Annotated in this window: 8 protein-coding genes; 1 reads left to right on the forward strand and 7 read right to left on the reverse strand. The window is 60.6% G+C overall.

Annotated elements, in window-relative coordinates; all coding sequences use genetic code 11:
- Window positions 1-24: 24 nt before the first annotated feature.
- From IEX74_RS06945 to IEX74_RS06975, 7 genes are all read right to left on the reverse strand, one after another.
- A complete protein-coding gene (locus tag IEX74_RS06945) occupies window positions 25-6,756 on the reverse strand; it encodes an FG-GAP-like repeat-containing protein (protein ID WP_188812453.1) in 6,732 nt (2,243 codons plus the stop codon).
- Window positions 6,757-7,135: 379 nt separating this feature from the next.
- Complete coding sequence (locus tag IEX74_RS06950) at window positions 7,136-10,273, reverse strand: FG-GAP-like repeat-containing protein (protein ID WP_188812455.1); 3,138 nt, start codon at window positions 10,271-10,273, stop codon at window positions 7,136-7,138.
- 355 nt (window positions 10,274-10,628) lie between these two features.
- Window positions 10,629-10,952 (reverse strand): hypothetical protein, encoded by a 324-nt coding sequence (locus tag IEX74_RS06955; protein ID WP_188812458.1) that lies wholly within the window; start codon window positions 10,950-10,952, stop codon window positions 10,629-10,631.
- A 440-nt stretch (window positions 10,953-11,392) separates the two neighbouring features.
- Window positions 11,393-12,373: a 3-dehydro-L-gulonate 2-dehydrogenase gene (gene yiaK, locus IEX74_RS06960; RefSeq protein ID WP_188812460.1), complete on the reverse strand. Its 981-nt coding sequence runs from the start codon at window positions 12,371-12,373 to the stop codon at window positions 11,393-11,395.
- A 33-nt stretch (window positions 12,374-12,406) separates the two neighbouring features.
- Window positions 12,407-13,126, reverse strand: coding sequence for a carboxypeptidase-like regulatory domain-containing protein (locus IEX74_RS06965; RefSeq protein ID WP_188812462.1), 720 nt, complete (start codon window positions 13,124-13,126; stop codon window positions 12,407-12,409).
- 164 nt (window positions 13,127-13,290) lie between these two features.
- Window positions 13,291-14,028: a carboxypeptidase-like regulatory domain-containing protein gene (locus IEX74_RS06970; RefSeq protein ID WP_188812464.1), complete on the reverse strand. Its 738-nt coding sequence runs from the start codon at window positions 14,026-14,028 to the stop codon at window positions 13,291-13,293.
- Window positions 14,029-14,076: 48 nt separating this feature from the next.
- Window positions 14,077-14,757, reverse strand: a complete 681-nt coding sequence (locus tag IEX74_RS06975; RefSeq protein ID WP_188812466.1) for a hypothetical protein — start codon at window positions 14,755-14,757, stop codon at window positions 14,077-14,079.
- 270 nt (window positions 14,758-15,027) lie between these two features.
- On the opposite strand from IEX74_RS06975, the gene IEX74_RS06980 reads away from it, so the two are divergent.
- Entirely contained in the window at window positions 15,028-16,779 is a 1,752-nt protein-coding gene (locus tag IEX74_RS06980) for an amino acid permease (RefSeq protein WP_229755143.1), read from the forward strand.
- Window positions 16,780-16,862: the final 83 nt, after the last annotated feature.

The following is a 16,862-nucleotide window of genomic DNA, read 5'->3' on the forward strand; positions in this document are numbered from 1 at the left end:
AACTTGAGCTTCGCGCTACATTCTTTACTCTACTACCAGTCGCTTCGCAACATCGCCTTCGCTCGTGCGCAGCCGCACCGTGTAGATGCCGGTGGCCAGCTTACCTAGGTCCAGCTCCGGACCATCGGCGGCTTGCGCGGCCGTAAGCTGCCGTTCGAGCACCGTCTGGCCCAGCGCATTGATCAGGCTCACGCGCAAGGCTTGCTTGCTGAGGGCGCCGGGCAGCTGGAGCCGCACGAACGTGTGTGCCGGGTTCGGGTACAGGCTAATCTGCTCGGCCAGTGCGGCGGTGCTGGTTGCCAGCACGCGCGAGGTAGCTGCCTGGTTCAGGCGGACGCTCACGCTGTTGCTGTTGTAGTTGGCTACCAGCAGGTCCAGCGTGCCGTTGCCATCCACGTCGCCGAGGCTGATGCCGGCCGGGTTGATGCCAACTGCTACTTGTTGCGAGCCACCGAAGATACCTAGGCCATTGTTCAGACGCACCCCAATGCTGTTCGTCTGGTTGTTCGTGGCGAACAGATCCAGGTCGCCGTCGCCGTCAGCATCGCCCAGGGCTAGGGTGTTGGCGCCTTGCCCCACCGAAACCTGCTGCGTACCGCTGAACACACCGCTGCCATTATTTAGGCGCACGCTCACGGTGCTGTTGAGGAAGTTGTTAGCTGGGTTGTTGTAGTTGTAGTAGTCGGCCGTGAGCAGGTCCAGGTCGCCGTCCTTATCAACGTCGCCGAGCACCACGTCCTGCGGGTTGAAGCCCACCGTCACCTCCTGGGTGCCGGAGAACGTGCCCGTTCCGTTGTTGAGGCGCACGCTGGCGGTGGTGCCGCTGCTGTTGGCCGTCACGAAGTCTAGGTCGCCGTCGTTGTCGACGTCGCCCAGAGCTAGGTGCAGCGGCCGCGGACCCACAACAACATCCTGGCCGGTAGCGCCAAACGTACCGCTGCCGTTGTTCAGGCGCACGCTCACCGTGCTGTTCGTAGCGTAGTTCGGGCCGAACGTAACGTAGTTGGCAATCAGCAGATCCACGTCGCCGTCGCCGTCTACGTCGCCCAGGGCAATGTCGTGGGGCAGGTTGCCGACGCTCATATTCTGCGTGCCCGAGAAGAGGCCAGAGCCGTTGTTCAGCCGCACGCTGATGGTGTTGTTTTCCCCGGAGCTTGAGTTGGCCGTCACGAAGTCCAGGTCGCCGTCGCCATCCACGTCGGCTAGCTTCACGCTGTAAGGACCCGTCCCGACAGCCACTTCCTGCGTGCCCGTGTAAACGCCGCTACCGTTGTTCAAACGCACGCTCACGGTGCTTCTGTTCGGAGAGTTATACAGGTTGTTAGCGGTAAGAATATCCAGGTCGCCGTCGCCATCCACGTCGCCGGTGGCTACGCTCTGCGGATTAGTGCCCACGCTGGCCTCAAGCGCTCCGCCGAAAATGCCGGACGCGGGCGCCGTAGCGGCGGTGAACTGAAACACGTACGGTGCCAGGAAGGGCTGATTGCTGCTGCTGGTAACGCCCGTCGTCACGGTTGAGAAGACGGTTTCGCCGGGCTTGAAGCCGGAGCTAGGGGTGAAGGTGAGCGTGTTGCCGCTGACGCTGGCCGTACCCGCCTTCTTGCCGCCTGATTGGGTCCCGAAAACTTTCAGGGCACCTAGGGTAGCCGCGCCGGTGCTTAGCTCACGGTTGAAGGTAAGCGCCACCGGCGTGGTGCGTGGAGCTGCTGTGGCATTGCGCGCCGGGTTGAAAGTGACAATGGAAAGCAGCGGCCCAACCGTGAACTGGAAGCCGTTGCTGACGCCCACGTTCGTCGTGACAACCACCGGACCGGAAGTCGCGCCGGCCGGCACCGTCACGCTGATCTGCGTAGTCGAATTCACCACGAAGCTGGTGGCGGCCACCCCGTTGAAGGTGATGCTGGTGGTGTTCAGGAAGTTGGTGCCTGTGATGACGACCGTGCTGCCCACCGGGCTAATAGCCGGCGAAATGCCGGTAATGCTAGGTGCCGCCGCGGCTTGGTTGAGGCGGATGCTAGCGCCGCTGCTAGCGTTGCTGGAAGTTAGAATATCCAGATCACCATCGCCATCCACATCGCCGATAGCCAGGCCGGAGGGCTGCAATACCGCTACTTCCTGCACGCCGGTGAAGGTGCCGGTGCCATTGTTCGTGCGCACGCTCACGGCGCCGCTTGTATTCAGAAAGTTGGCGGCCAGCAGATCCAGGTCACCGTCACCATCCACGTCGCCTAGCTCTACTTTGGCAACGTACGCACCGATGAGTACCTCCTGGCTGCCGCTGAACGTGCCGTCGCCATTGTTCAAACGCACGCTCACGGTGTTGGTAGCGCTGCTGCCGTCGGAGCCGTAGAAGTTGCCCACTACCAAATCCAGGTCACCGTCCTTGTCGATGTCGCCGGTAGCCAGCGAATACGCGTAACCGTTGACGGGAACGTTGGTAGTGCCGCTAAAGGTGCCCGCCCCGTCGTTGAGGCGCACATTTACTACCCCGGTGCTATTGGCCGTGAGTAAGTCCAGGTCGCCGTCGCTGTCTACGTCACCTAGGGTCACGCGCAGTGGTGCGCCGCCCAGGCTTACTTCCTGCGTGCCGCTGAAAATGCCGCCCGTATTAAAGCGCACGCTCGCCGTGCCGCTGGCATTGGCCGTCACCAGGTCCAGGTCGCCGTCGCCGTCGATATCACCTAGGGTCTGGCTCTGCGGGCTGTTGCCCACGGGCACTTCCTGCGAGCCGCTGAAGAAGCCGCTGCCATTGTTCAGGCGCACACTGATTGTAGCGTTCTGGTCGTCATCTACCAGCAGGTCCAGGTCGCCGTCGTTATCCACGTCGCCGAAAATCAGGTCGCGCGGAATCTGTCCCACGCTCACATCTTGGCCGCCGCTGTAGGTGCCGTTGCCGTTGTTCAGGCGCACGTTCACGATGCTGTAGCCGCTCGCCACCGCCAGGTCCAGGTCACCGTCGCCGTCCACGTCGCCGGTGGCAATGGCTACCGGGTTAGTGCCAACCGATAAATCGGAGCCGCCGCCGAAAGTGCCGGAAGCCGCTGCCGTAGCCGCCGTAAACTGGAATACGTGCGGTTTGGCCGGAATGCCCGTCGTGCTCTGCACGGTCGAGGTAGCAGTTGCGAAAACCGTTTCACCCGGCTTGAAACGGGTGCCTGGCGTAAAGGTCAGGGTGCTGCCGCTAGCCGCTACGCTGCCCGCTTTCAGGCCCGATTGCTGCCCAAATACTTTCAGCGCCTGCGAAGAGACAGAGCCGGTATTCAGCGCCTGATCGAAGGTGACGGCCACCGGCGTGGTCCGCGGGGCAGCGCTGGCATTGCGCGCCGGCACCACGGCCGTTACCAGCAAAGGCGGCGTAATGGTGAAGAGTACGCCGTTGCTGGCGCCAGCAGGCGTCGTGACGACTACCGGGCCGCTGGTAGCGCCGGCAGGTACTAACACCACCAGCTCTGTTGCCGACTGCGAAATGATGCCGGTAACGGGTGTGTTGTTGAAGGTTACATTGCTGGCGTTCAGAAAATTAGTGCCCGTGATAACCACGCGGGTGCCCGCTGGGCCTCTCACCGGCGACAAGCTGCTGATGGCTGGGGCCGCCTGATTGAGGTTGAGTGATACGCTGGCCGTGTTAGCCGCCGTGTTGGCCGTCACCACGTCCAGCGTGCCGTTGCCGTCCACATCACCCAGAGCTAGGTCCACGGGCTGATTGCCCACAACGACTTCCTGCGCGCCGCTGAAGGTGCCGGTGCCGTTATTCAGGCGCACGCTCACCCCGCCGGTGGTGCCGTTGCCGGAGGTCAGCAGCAGATCCAGGTCGCTGTCGCCGTCCACGTCGCCCAGGCGCAGAGCCAGCGGGCTATTGGCTAGGGTGAGAGTCGAGCCATTGCTGAAGGCTCCGCTGCCGTTATTTAGGCGCACGCCGACGGTTTTGGTGCTGGCGCTGGCCGTGATAATATCTAGATCGTTGTCGCCATCTACGTCGCCGAGGACTAGCCGCGAAGGACTGCTGCCCACCGCAACGCCCTGCGGACTGGCAAAGCTGCCGTTGCCATTGTTCAGGGCGACGTTCACGATGTTGCCGGCCCCGTAAAGAGCGAGCAGGTCCAGGTCGCCGTCGCCATCAATGTCACCCAGGGTCAGTTCGGTCGGGTTGCGCGCGGTAACCGCCTGCGAGAAATTTTCAGTGAAGCGGCCCGTGCCATCGTTGAGTAGCAGGTTCACCGTGCCTACGCCAATGGTGGCCCCGACCAGCAAATCGAGGTCAGCGTCGCCGTCGATGTCGCCGAGCGCAATAGAGGTCGGCGTGCTGAAAACGCTGGCATCCACGCCAAGGCTAAAGTTGCCGATTCCGTCGTTCAAGCGGACGCTTAGGATGTTGCCCGTGCCCGCGCTGACGTGCGCGGTTACGAAATCCAGGTCACCGTCGCCGTCTATGTCGCCTACGGCTAGGTCGAGCACGTTGCCCGCTACGCTCACTTCGCGGCCGCCGCTGTAGGTGCCGTTGCCGTTGTTCAGGCGCACGCTCACGGTGCTGGCTCCGCTGTTGGCCACGAGCAAGTCGAGGTCGCCATCCGCGTCTACGTCGGCGGTGGCAGTAGCTACCGGCGAAAGGCCCGTTGACACGGCGGCGGCAGTGCCGAAGGTGCCGGTGCTAGGGCTGGTAGCGGTGGTGAACTGGAAAACGTGGGGCGGCAGCAGGGTAGCGCCGGCGGCGCTTTGCAAGTTGCGCGTGATGCTGGTAAATACCGTTTCGCCCGCTTTGAACGGAGTACTTGGTGTAACAGTAATGGTGTTTCCGCTCACCGTGGTAGCGCCTGCTTTCCGGCCGCCGACCTGCTGGCTGAACACGCGTACGGTACCGGTGTTAGTAGCAGGGTTTAGGGCTTGATTGAAGGTGATGGCCACGGGCGTATTCCGTGGTGCCGAGCGGGCATTGCGCGTGGGCGAAAGATTCGTAATCAGCAACGGCGTCACCACGGTGAAGGGCACTCCGTTGCTGGCCCCGACCGTGGTAGTGACTACCACCGGACCTGAAGTGGCTCCCGTGGGTACCGTAACGGTGATTTGAGTGGCTGAATTCACCACGAAGCCAGGAGCTGGCACGCCATTGAACGTGACGCTGCTAACGGTAGCTAAGTTGTTGTTTGGTAAGAAATTGCCCGTAATAACCACCGTCGCGCCCGGTGCTGCCGTGGTCGGCGAGATGCTCGTGATGACGGGCAGGGGCAGGGCTTGGTTGAGGCGCACGCTGGCGGTGTTGCTCACCATGTTGGCCGTCACCAGGTCCAGGTCACCGTCGTTATCTAGGTCGCCCAGCGCTACGCTGGTCGGTTGGGTGCCGACGGTCACGTTCTGCGTACCCGAGAAGTTGCCGCTGCCATTGTTGAGGCGGATACTGGCCGTGGTGCCACCAAGTGCGCTGCCCGAGTTGGCGCCGGCGTTGGCCGTCACGAAGTCCAGGTCACCGTCGCCATCTACGTCGGCCAGGGCAATGCTGCGGGCTCCAGGGCCGATCGAGGCGTTCTGTAGCGCGGAGAAGGAACCTAGTCCGTTATTGATGCGCACGGCTACGGCAGTGCCGTAAGTGTTGGTCGCCAGCAGGTCCAGGTCCTCGTCGCCATCGATGTCGCCCAGCGCCAAAGCGTGCGGCGTACCTATAGCATTTATTTCCGTGGTGCCGGAGAAGGTGCCGCTGCCGCCGTTCAGGCGCAGGCTCACGGTGGTGCCGTTGGAGCTAGCCGTGAACAGGTCCAGGTCGCCGTCGCCATCAGCGTCGCCTAAAGCTAGGTCTACGGGGCGCGAACCCACGCTCACCTCGGAGCCAGCACCAAACGCGCCGCTGCCATTGTTGAGGCGCACGCTCACGGCGCTGGTGGTCGAAGAACTGCCAGCAGTGTAGTTGGCAGCTAGTAAATCCAGGTCGCCGTCGCCGTCCACGTCACCCAGGGTCAGGGCGTGCGGACTAGTGCCCACAGCGACCTGCGTTGTGCCGGAGAAGGTGCCGCTGCCATTGTTCAGGCGCACGCTCACGTTGCCGACCGTGCCAGAGTTGGCATTGGCCGTGAGCAGGTCCAGGTCGCCGTCGGAGTCAATGTCGCCGAGTACCACCTGATACGGACCGATGCCCACGCTTACTTCTGTGCCGCCGCTGTAGGTGCCGTTGCCGCTGTTCAGGCGCACGCTCACGGTGCCGGGGCTGTTGCTGGTAGCCGAGTAGTTGGCCGTGAGCAGGTCCAGGTCGCCGTCGCCATCGATGTCGCCCAGGGTCACGTGCTGCGGACTGGGGCCCACACCTAGGTCGGTGCTGCCCGAGAAGGTGCCGGGGCTCGGGGTGGTAGCCGTGGTGAACCGCGCCACGTACGGCACGGCACCAACACCGGCGGCATTTTGCGCTGCCGAGGTAAAGGTCGTGAACACCGTTTCACCGGCTCTGAAATCGGTGTTGGGGTTGAAGCTGAGCGTGTTACCACTGACCGTGGCCACGCCGGCTTTTTTGCCGCCGGCCTGCTGGCTGAACACCTTCAGCGCCTGCTGGGTAGAGGCATTGTTGCCCAGCGCTTGGTCGAAGGTAGCCTGCACATTGGTCGTGCGCGGCGCCGAGCGGGCGTTGCGGCCCGGCGTCAGAAAGACAACCGTGGGCGCCTGCGCGCTGGCGGCACCGGCCTGGGCCAAAAGTGCCAGCACCAGCCCGCCCCGTAAGAGCCGGCGCGGTCCACTACCAGGCGCACTCACGGAGCCCGGAGTATTGGTTTGATCCATAAAAAATTAGGGTAAGGATGGGTAAGGGAGAAAAGCAATGAAACCTAGGTTGGTGGGTGTTGTGACACCGTCGAGGTTGGTTAGCGGCAACCTCCACCGCCGTTTTAAAGCAGAATTGCTATAGAGAAAATCCACGATCAAACATAAAGTATAAATTGCTTACGTACTATTATTAATTATTATAGTTATATTAATTATGATTAGTCCTATCTGATGAGCAGCCAACGATAAGTCGGCAGGCTTCATCGGGGCTTAGTCAGATTAAAGCCCGCTAACCTAGGTTGGGCCTTGCCCGCCCCCGAACCGGAGAAGGAAAGACTGAACCTAGGTTGGGCCTTGCAATAAGTAAGAAGCCAAGCAAGAGTTCCTGAGCAGGTACTTAGTTAACCAGCAGGCGCTTGGTTATAAGTCCTTGGGCAGTAAAAAGTTGCAAGCTGTAAAGGCCAGCGGCCAGCCCCGGCAGCGGCAGCCCCGGCGCGGCTTGAGAACCTAGGTTTTGCGTCAGTACCACCTGCCCGAGAGTATTTATTACGCGCACTTGCAGGTGCTGCTTGGCCAGCTCGGCGGGTAGCAGCAGGCGCACGCTGCCGTGCGCCGGGTTTGGGTACAGACTCACTGCGTCGGTGAGTTGCGTTGGCGCAGTGGCCAGTATCACTTTGTTCAGGCGCACACTAGCGGCCCGGCTGCCGTAGGCAGCCGCGAGCAGATCCAGGGTGCCGTCGGCATCCACATCACCGAGAGCGACGCCGGTAGGTGCCAGGCCCACGGGTAAAAACGGCTTAGCGGTGAAGGAGAGGTTGCCATTGTTGAGGTAGACATCCGCGCCGTTGGCCTCTGGCCGTACGTCTACCAGGTCCAGGTCGCCGTCGCCGTCTACGTCGCCCAGGGCTAGGTCCGTTATACCGGTCAGGCGCGAAAGGGCGCTGAACACGCTAAAGGTGCCGTTGCCATTGTTCAGGCGAAGCCCGGGATTATTGGAGTTGTCGAAGGTGATAAAGTCCAGATAACCATCCGTATTCAAGTCGCCGAGCAGCGCTGCGCGGTTGCCAAACACCTGCTCGCCGGTGGTGGCGAACGTGCCGGTGCCATCGTTGAGGCGCACGTTCACCGCGCTGGCGCTGCTGGCGAGCAGATCCAGGTCGCCGTCGTTGTCGATGTCGCCTACGCCTATTCCAGCAGGGGAACTGCCGATGGAAATTGCCTGGCTCGGGGTGAAGGTGGCGCTGCCATTGTTCCGGAACACGCCCACTGCACCGTCGCTGCCCGTGGTGCTAAGCAGGTAGGCAGCAAGCAAATCCAGGTCACCGTCGCCGTCGATGTCCCGCAAAGCTAGGTTGTTGCTGCCGCTACCGAAGCGGATGCCAGTCGGCACATCCGGGCCCGCTGCACCAAAGGTACCCGCACCATTATTGAGGCGGATGCTCACGCTGGCGGTCGAGTTGCTGGTGGTGTTGGTGGTCGCAAAATCCAGGTCGCCGTCGCCATCTACGTCGCCCAGCACAATGACCGGCGGCGCGCCACCAGTTAAGGTAAGTTCCTGATTGCCTGTGAAACTACCGGCCCCATCGTTGAGGCGCACGCTTACACCCGTGCCGTGGGCCGTGAGCAGATCCAGGTCGCCGTCGCCATCCACATCACCCGCCGCGACGCTGGAAGGCGCGCCGCCCACCGCTACATCCGGACCGGAGCCGAACGTGCCGGCGCTGCGGCTGGTGGCCGTAGTAAATTGAAAGACTTGTGGCTTCGGCAGGCTCGTGCCGCTGCCGCTTTGGGCGGCCGTGGTAAGGGTGGAAAACACGGTTTCGCCCGGCTTGAAGTCAGCAGTCGGGTTGAAAGCCAGAATGCCGCCGTTCACAATCGATGTGCCCGCTTTCCGACCGCCGGCCTGGGCGCTGAACACCTTCAGGGAACCTAGGGTGCCGGTGGTGTTGCTCAGTGGCTGGTTGAAGGTTGCGACGACATCGGTGCTGCGCGGGGCCGAGCGGGCATTGCGGGCAGGTGCGAAGAAGCTCACCGCTAACGCATTGCTAATAGGCTGATTCAGACGCACGTTAATCGTCTGCCCGCTTACCGGCTTCGTCAGGATGTCCAGACTGCCGTCGCCGTTTACGTCGCCTACGGCCAGGTCGTATGGGTTCGTCCCGACGGCTACCGTTTGGGCGCTGCCAAAGGTGCCGGTGCCGTCATTCAGGCGCACGCTCACCGTATTTTGGCCGTAGTCAGCCGTGACAAGGTCTAGGTCACTGTCACCATCCATGTCGCTCAGCGCCACGTTGATAACGCTGGAAGCGGTTATTTCCTGGTTACCCGAGAAGTTGCCCGCGCCATCATTCCGGCGGATGCTTATGGAGCCGCCCGTGGCGAACGTGGCCGTCACAAAATCCAGGTCGCCGTCGGCATCAATATCGCCCGTCGCCACCTGGTAAGAGCCGCTGACGGCTACCTCCTGGCTGCCGCTGAAGCTGGCATTGCCATTGTTCAGGCGCACACTCACGGTATGATTGCCGTTGGCGGTGAGAATGTCTAAGTCACCGTCACCATCTACATCGCGGGCCACCACGGAGGAAGCAGTGGCGCTTACCATCACTTGCTGGGTGCCGCTGAAATTGCCGGCGCCATCATTGAGGCGTACACTCACTGTTCTGGTGCTGCTCGAACCACCGTTGGCCGTGAGGAAGTCCAGGTCGCCATCACCATCCAGGTCGCCCACCGCTAGGTCGTTGGGGAAGGTGCCCACCGACACGTCGGGGAGGGCCGTGAAGCTACCCGTTCCGTTGTTCAGGCGCACGCTCACGGTGCTGCTCACGCTGGAATTTACGTTGTTGGCCGTGAGCAAGTCCATGTCGCCGTCATTGTCCACGTCGGCCAGGGTGGCCGCTGTCGGGTTGGTGCCAACCAACACTTCCTGGTTGCCCGAGAAGTTGCCGTTGCCATCGTTCAGGCGGATGCTGACGTTGCCCGGAATAGGAGCCGAGGTGCCGAAATCCGACAATAAATCCAGGTCGCCGTCGCCGTCGACATCACCCAGGCTTACATCCTGGGAGGGATGACCTAGGTTTACATCCGGGCCACTACCCAACGTTCCCGAGCTGGGACTGGTGGCCGTGGTAAACTGAAAAACGTGCGCCGGAACTGCCGCGCCGCTCGTGCCCTGGGCGGCAGAAGTGACGGTAGCCGACACCATCTCGCCGGGCTTAAAATCGATATTCGGGTTGAAGCTGAGCGTGTTGCCGCTCACCGTGGCCGTGCCCGCTTTCTTGCCGCCGCTTTGCAGACTAAAAACCTTCAGGGCACCTAGGGTACCCGCGTTGTTGCTCAAAGCCTGGCTGAAGCTCACCGCTACGTTGGTAGCGCGCGGAGCCGAGCGGGCATTGCGCGCCGGCGAAAGGCCAACGATGGTCGGCGCTTGGGCGTGTGCGGCACCCGCCAACAGCACGAATGCACCTGCGCTCAGAACGTGCGCAAACTGGCAAAAAGAACGGGCTGCTTGGAAGGAGAAAGTAGGCGTTGGAATCATAGCTAGGTAGTGTGGTGAAGCGGTTGTGACAGATATTCAGAGCAGTAAGACGGGCGGAAGGTATTCTATGTTTCCGCATAAGCCTATATATTCTCAATAAATTAATATTGTTCTCGCCTGCACAACGGGTCAGACCTAGGTTTTGAGCGGTTCGGAAACCTGCCAAAACGACGAACGGGCGCAGCCCTCCCGGAGAGAACTGCGCCCGCTTGCGACGCGTGAAAAGCGTGGGTAATCTGAGCGCCTGTTTGTGGCCTTTAGGGGAGTTAAAGAAGGACGTTTAATAAAGGCTACAACCTTCTGTAGAGGAGATAGTGAGACATCATGGTGGAAAGGTGGCAAATACCGTCTGCTTTTATGGCTTCTTGGCAAAGGCACGGTACTGCTGGACGAACTCTCGAGCCTCCCGTAGATTCTCTGGATAGGGCACATAGTTGGCCTGCGCTTCAGAGCGCTTCGTGAGCTCTGCTGCTGGGGAGATATGCTCATAACAGAACCCCTGCTCCACCAAGTATTGTGCAGCGTTCCATTTCTCGTCTTCTCGCTTCTTAGGTGGACGAAAGCGATGCGGCAAGATGGTTAAAGCTCCTGCACAGCGTGGACACTTAACCGGGCCAACGGCACCATAAGGCACGTTGAAGGCTTGCCGACAAGTAAAGCAGACATGTTTAGCACCCATAGAAGAATTGATAGTGGCTGTGTGACCGAAGTAGATTATTGCCAGAGAATAGATACGTTCCGCACTCCTGCGTGCATTGCCTGTAGAAGCACCTAAGCAAATCGGGTATGGGCTACAGTGGCAAGTAGGAACGGCTCTATCACGAGGAAGCTTGTTCTTGCTTCTTCTTTCTAACACCTAAGAACATAGCACCTGCAAAAATTACAGTACAGACTTGGTGTCCCCATTCTGGTACACCAACCAGCACACCTATGGTAGTGAGAACGTACAGGAGCAGAAAGAACAAGGCGATGGAAAAATACCTTTTAGAGGGCATAGCTGATAACTAATGTATCTTTAGAATACCACTTTATACAACTGTACAAGTAGAGTCAAAATCTACCACTAGCCCGAGGCTTGTCTTGTATTAGTTTATATATAAAATTTGTTATACAACTGCGCTACAGCTTCAGCACCTGCTCCCAAATGTCGTCCTGCACCGGCACACCCTGCGCTAAGTTCTCTTTGCGCGTAGCCAGCGACTTCTCACCAGGGTAAAAAACTGCCTCGCCGGGCACGGGCGGACTGCTCTTGGTGTAGCGCAGAATTTCCTCGATCAGATCGGCGTGGATCTGCGGCTGCTTGATGGCAATAAAGCATTGCGACACGCCGGATTCCTGCCCGCTTTTGGTAATCTCGGCCGTGGAACGGCCACCGCTCAGGGCCGTCAGCAGCACGTCGAGCAGCAAAGAAAGACCCGAGCCTTTCCAGAAACCAATAGGCAGGCCGCGCTGCGATTCCAGCACTGTGGCGGGGTCGGTCGTCAGCTTGCCTTCCTGGTCGTAGCCGCCGGGCACGGGCAGCTGCTCGTGGGCAGTGGCGTAGGAGGAAAGCTTGCCGTAGGAGTACTGCGAAATAGCCATGTCGAGCACAATCGGTCCTTCGGCGCGTGGCACGGCCAGCACCAGCGGGTTGTTGCCCAGCCGCGCATCGGTTCCGCCCCAGGGGGTGACGTTGGCAATGGTATTGGTGAAGCAAATGCCGATGCAGCCCGCTTCGGCCGCCTGCCAGCCGTAGGTGCCGCCGCGCATCCAGTGGTTGGTATTGCGGATGGTGACGCAGCCAATGCCCTGCTGCTCAGCCAGCTCGATGGCCCGCGCCATGCACCGGCTGGCATTGTCCATGCCCGGACCTAGGTTGCCGTCCCAGCGCTCCACGAGGCCGTTGCGCTCGATGCATTCCGGCTCGGCCTGCGGGTCGACGAGACCTTTCTGCACATGACCGACAAACGTCGGGAAGCGGTTCAGGCCGTGGGTGTACACGCCGTCGAGGCTGTTTTGGGCGAAGATGGTGGCGCACCGCTCGGCTTTCTTTTCCGAAAAACCTAGGTTGAGCAGCACGCGCTTGAACTCCTGCTGGAGCTGCTGGTAAGGAACACGCATGGGAAGTAGAGGCTAGGGGTGAATACCTGTCTTCTACGACTTCGGCGGCGCAATTGGCGGACCTGCCTGCTTGATTCGGCCCATAATCTGCCCGCGCCCCGGCACTGACAGCAGCCGCACCGTCAGTGGCGCCGGCTGCCGCCGTGGCCGCACCGTCACGGCAACGGTGCGCGGCTTGAACTCGAAGGGGCTGGCCTGCACCCGCAGGCTCACCTTGCCTTTCTGCACCGATTTCCAGGAAGCGGGCAGTGTGAGTGAGAAGCGGCCTTCGTCGTCGGTGACGGCGCCGTACTTGGTGTTGTCGATGAAAATCCAGGCACCCGGCACGCCTAGGCCGGTTGAGTCGTCGAGCACGCGGCCTTGCAGCACTACTGATTTCTGAGCTGGCGTGCTGCTTATCAAATACCTGGAGGCATCGGCTAGCTCCAGGCTGACCACCGGCACCGGCGGCGTTGCCGCTAGCGTGGTTTCCGTCCGCAGACCTAGGAACGCCAGTCCTGCCAGCACCCACCGCGACCAGCGTGCCACCGGCGAAGTAGGCTGCGCCGGCCGAAGCTGCGCGGCGTGGGCATTGGCGCACACCGACTTGCTGCGGGGCTGCGCCAGAAACGCCAGGATTTCAGCCTCACTCATGCGCGAGAAATCCACGACTTCGGTGGCGCACACGGCGCAGTGCCGCCCGATGGCGGTAGGCGTCATGGCGTCCCAGGGCTGGGCGCAGGGCGTCGGGATGGAAAAGCTAGGTTGCGGCATAGGTGAAATCGAGGAAGTAGGTGAGCGAAGACGCCTGCCGGTCCGACGCCCTAGGCGTCCGACTGGTTGCCGTTGAACGAGGCTTTAGAACGATCATCAGGCGCCTGGCGTGTGCCGGCGGCAACCGGTCGGACGCCCCAAGCGTCCGACCGGGGCGGAGTAGGTTAATGACGAAAGGGTCGTTTCAAACGTTGCCATAAATTGCGCGGATTATACCAGGGCCGGTCTATGTCAATTATTACTACCTCACCCATCAACCCCATTACATCTGCTGCCAGTGCAACAGAAAACGACTGTGTAGGCGAAGTGGATAATGGTATTTCTTTTTTTACAAAGCCAATTGTGGTCACTGTCAGCTGCTTCTTAGAAGCCGCCCAAGCCTCAGCCGGAATAACCAGTTCGAACTGCCCGGCTGTATCAGTAGAAGCCCCTAGGTTGGTACCACCGAGCAGAACCGTAACGCCCGGCAGCAGCTCATGTGAGGTAGAATCCGACACCACGCCGCGGATTACCACCGGCTTTCTGGCCCAGTCGGCTATCGAAATAGGTGTTCCTTCCGGTTCGCGCTGCTCCGTAGGCACCTGCGCCTTGGCTGCCGTTGCCGCTGCCTCCCGCAAACCCCAAACCGCCACTACCGCCGCCAGCCAAGTGCGCCAACGCTTCGGCTGCGTGGCAAATGCTGCCGGCCGCAGCGCACGCCCAAGCTGATCAGCGCGAAATCGCCCGCACGCCGATTGCCCCGCTTGCTGCCGCAGCCATGCCAGCAGCTCAGCATCGGTGAAGCGGGTAAAGTCTACTACCACTTTCGCGCAGGCGGCGCAGTGTCGGCCGTGCGCCGTCGGGGTCATGGCGTCCCACGATTGCGTGCAGGGGCTAGGTACGGAAAAGCTAGGGTGCGGCATAGGAGAGGAGGCAGGAAGCTTGTGAAGTATAGCGAGTTATAGCAGGTGTTAATTCTTTACCGATGGTGTTCCGAGTATGAGCATATGTTGCTGTGCGGAAGATGACTCAGCATCAGCATCTGAGCTGTCTTCTAGAATGGCGCCCATGAGTTGCGGGCCTAAGGTGACCTCTAATTTTGGAGCGCTGGTTACTATATAGGATGAATAATATGTATTATCTACTTCAACCATTAGCTTGCTGCCCATCAGCTGCATAGGCAGCAGCAGCTCGAAGCTGCCATCGGGTTCGGAGCGCACCTGATGCGTGGTGTCTTGCAGGCAGGTGATGTAGGCTTTTGCGAGCGGTTCGTGGGTGTCCCGGTCGGTTACGTGGCCGCGCACGATGAAGAATTCTGAACTCGGAGGAGCTTGCTGCACGTTCAGTTCTCCAACCAGGGGCGGCGGCATCTCGCAGCTGCTCAGCACGACTGCTGCCGCGGCCAGCCACCGGGCCCAGGAAGGCGGAACTGCCATCGGAGCGGGCTGCGGCTGACGCAGCTGGTCCGGCCGGAACCGCCCACACACGCGCTCCGAGGAGCGAGCGGCTAGGAAGTCAGTCAACTCATCGTCAGTCATCTGGCTGAAATCGATGACTACTTTTTCGCAGGCGCCGCAGTAGCGGCCGTGCGTTGCCGGTATCATGTGGGCCCATGACTGGGCGCAAGGATTGGGAACGGAAAAGCTAGGCATAAGCAGCGGCGGGTTAGAGCGTTTACAGGTAGATGCCGCTCCTGCCGGAATTCCACACGGCTCCGAAAAAATGTTGAGATGCACCGCGGCGCGTTCGGCGCTGCGCAACCTAGGTTGGGTGAATTTACGCGGGCAAGAAGCAGTGCAGCCCGATTATCCCAGCGCAAGAAGACACGCGTTGAACGCGCAGTGGCGCGTTCCTACAGGGCCCATGATGCAGCCGCGGCGCATTATTCTGTATCTTTTGCCCTCGCAAAACCTATTACTACGTTGTCTACTCCACTGCCTCCCTCGCGCGCCAGCACCTTATTTCGCCGTAAAAGCATTGCTCAGCTTCAGTCCAACCCGCCCGCCGATGCCGATGGTCACGGGCACGCAGGCCTGGCCCGACACCTCACCGTGCGCGACCTTACGGCCCTCGGCATTGCGGCCGTTATCGGCGCGGGTATCTTCAGCACCATTGGCAACGCCTCCCACGACGGCGGACCGGCCGTGTCGCTGCTATTCGTATTCACGGCCGTGGCCTGCGCGTTTTCAGCCTTGTGCTACGCGCAGTTCGCGGCTACCATTCCCGTCAGCGGCTCGGCTTATACGTATGCCTATGCTTCCTTCGGCGAGCTGGTTGCCTGGATTATCGGCTGGGCGCTCATCATGGAATATGCCGTCGGCAACATCGTGGTGGCTATTTCCTGGTCCGACTACTTCACTGGCTTGCTCGACGGCATCGGGCTGCATATTCCTGATTATCTGACCCTAGGTACCCAAAGCGCCTACAAAGGCTACCACGAGGTGCTCGATATGATGCAGGCGCGGCAGCCGCTATCGGAAGCTTCACCGGCGCAACTCGACGCCTACCGCGTCTGGAACAGCGCCCCGGCGCTGTTCGGCGACTTCAAGCTGGTCTGCGACCTGCCCGCGTTCTGCATTACGGTGCTCGTCACGGCCCTGGTGTACATCGGCATCAAAGAATCGAAAACCGCTTCTAACCTGCTGGTTTTGTTGAAGCTAGCCGTAGTAGCCGTCGTTATTGCGGTGGGCGCTTTCTACGTGAAATCAGCCAACTGGACGCCTTTCGCTCCCAATGGTGTAGGGGGAGTGCTCAAAGGCGTGTCGGCCGTGTTCTTCGCCTACATCGGCTTCGACGCCATCAGCACCACGGCCGAGGAATGCAAGAATCCGCAGCGCGACCTGCCCCGCGCCATGATTTACGCCCTGGTGATTTGCACCGTGCTATACGTCATTATCACGCTGGTACTCACCGGCATGGTGAGCTACAAAGAGCTAGGTGTCGGCGACCCGCTGTCGTTCGTGTTCAAGAAAGTGGGCGTCGATTGGCTGGCGGGCGTGGTGGCCGTGTCGGCCGTATTCGCCATGACGTCGGTGCTGCTCGTGTTCCAAATCGGTCAGCCGCGCATCTGGCTGACGATGAGCCGCGACGGATTGCTGCCGCCCGTGTTTGCCAGGGTGCACCCGAAGTTTCACACGCCCTCGTTCAGCACCATCGTCACGGGCTTCTTCGTGGGCGTGCCGGCCTTGCTGCTCAACATGGACCTCGTTATCGACCTGACTAGCATCGGCACGCTGTTCGCCTTCGCGCTGGTGTGCGGCGGCATCCTCGTTATCGACCCGTATGGCCGGTCGGATGCCCGCTTCAAGGTGCCGTACGTGAATGGGCGCTTTCTGGTGCCCCTGATCCTGCTGGTAGGCGGCGTGCTGCTGCTGAACTATAATCGACCAGCAATCAATGAGTTCTGGCAAGCCCTGACCAGCGGCCACTACGACCAGTTTCGGCACCTCATTCCAATGATCGTGTTCCTGCTGTTCTGCGTGGGGCTGGCGGTGGTGTCGTTCACCAAGCGCTTGTCGTTGCTGCCGGTGCTAGGTCTGCTCACCAACCTGTACCTGATGACCCAGCTCGGTATCAGCAACTGGATCCTGTTCTTCGGCTGGCTGATTATTGGGCTGGCTATCTACTTCAGCTACAGCAACAAGCATAGTAAGCTCAATGCAGTTAGAGTGTAGCGCGAAGCTCCCGCTTCGCGTATCGTTGAACGACTTGCACCTAGGTTGGTAGCAACGATTATCGTTCAACGATATGCGAAGCA

It is taken from the genome of Hymenobacter cavernae, assembly GCF_014641455.1.
Lineage (GTDB): Bacteria > Bacteroidota > Bacteroidia > Cytophagales > Hymenobacteraceae > Hymenobacter > Hymenobacter cavernae.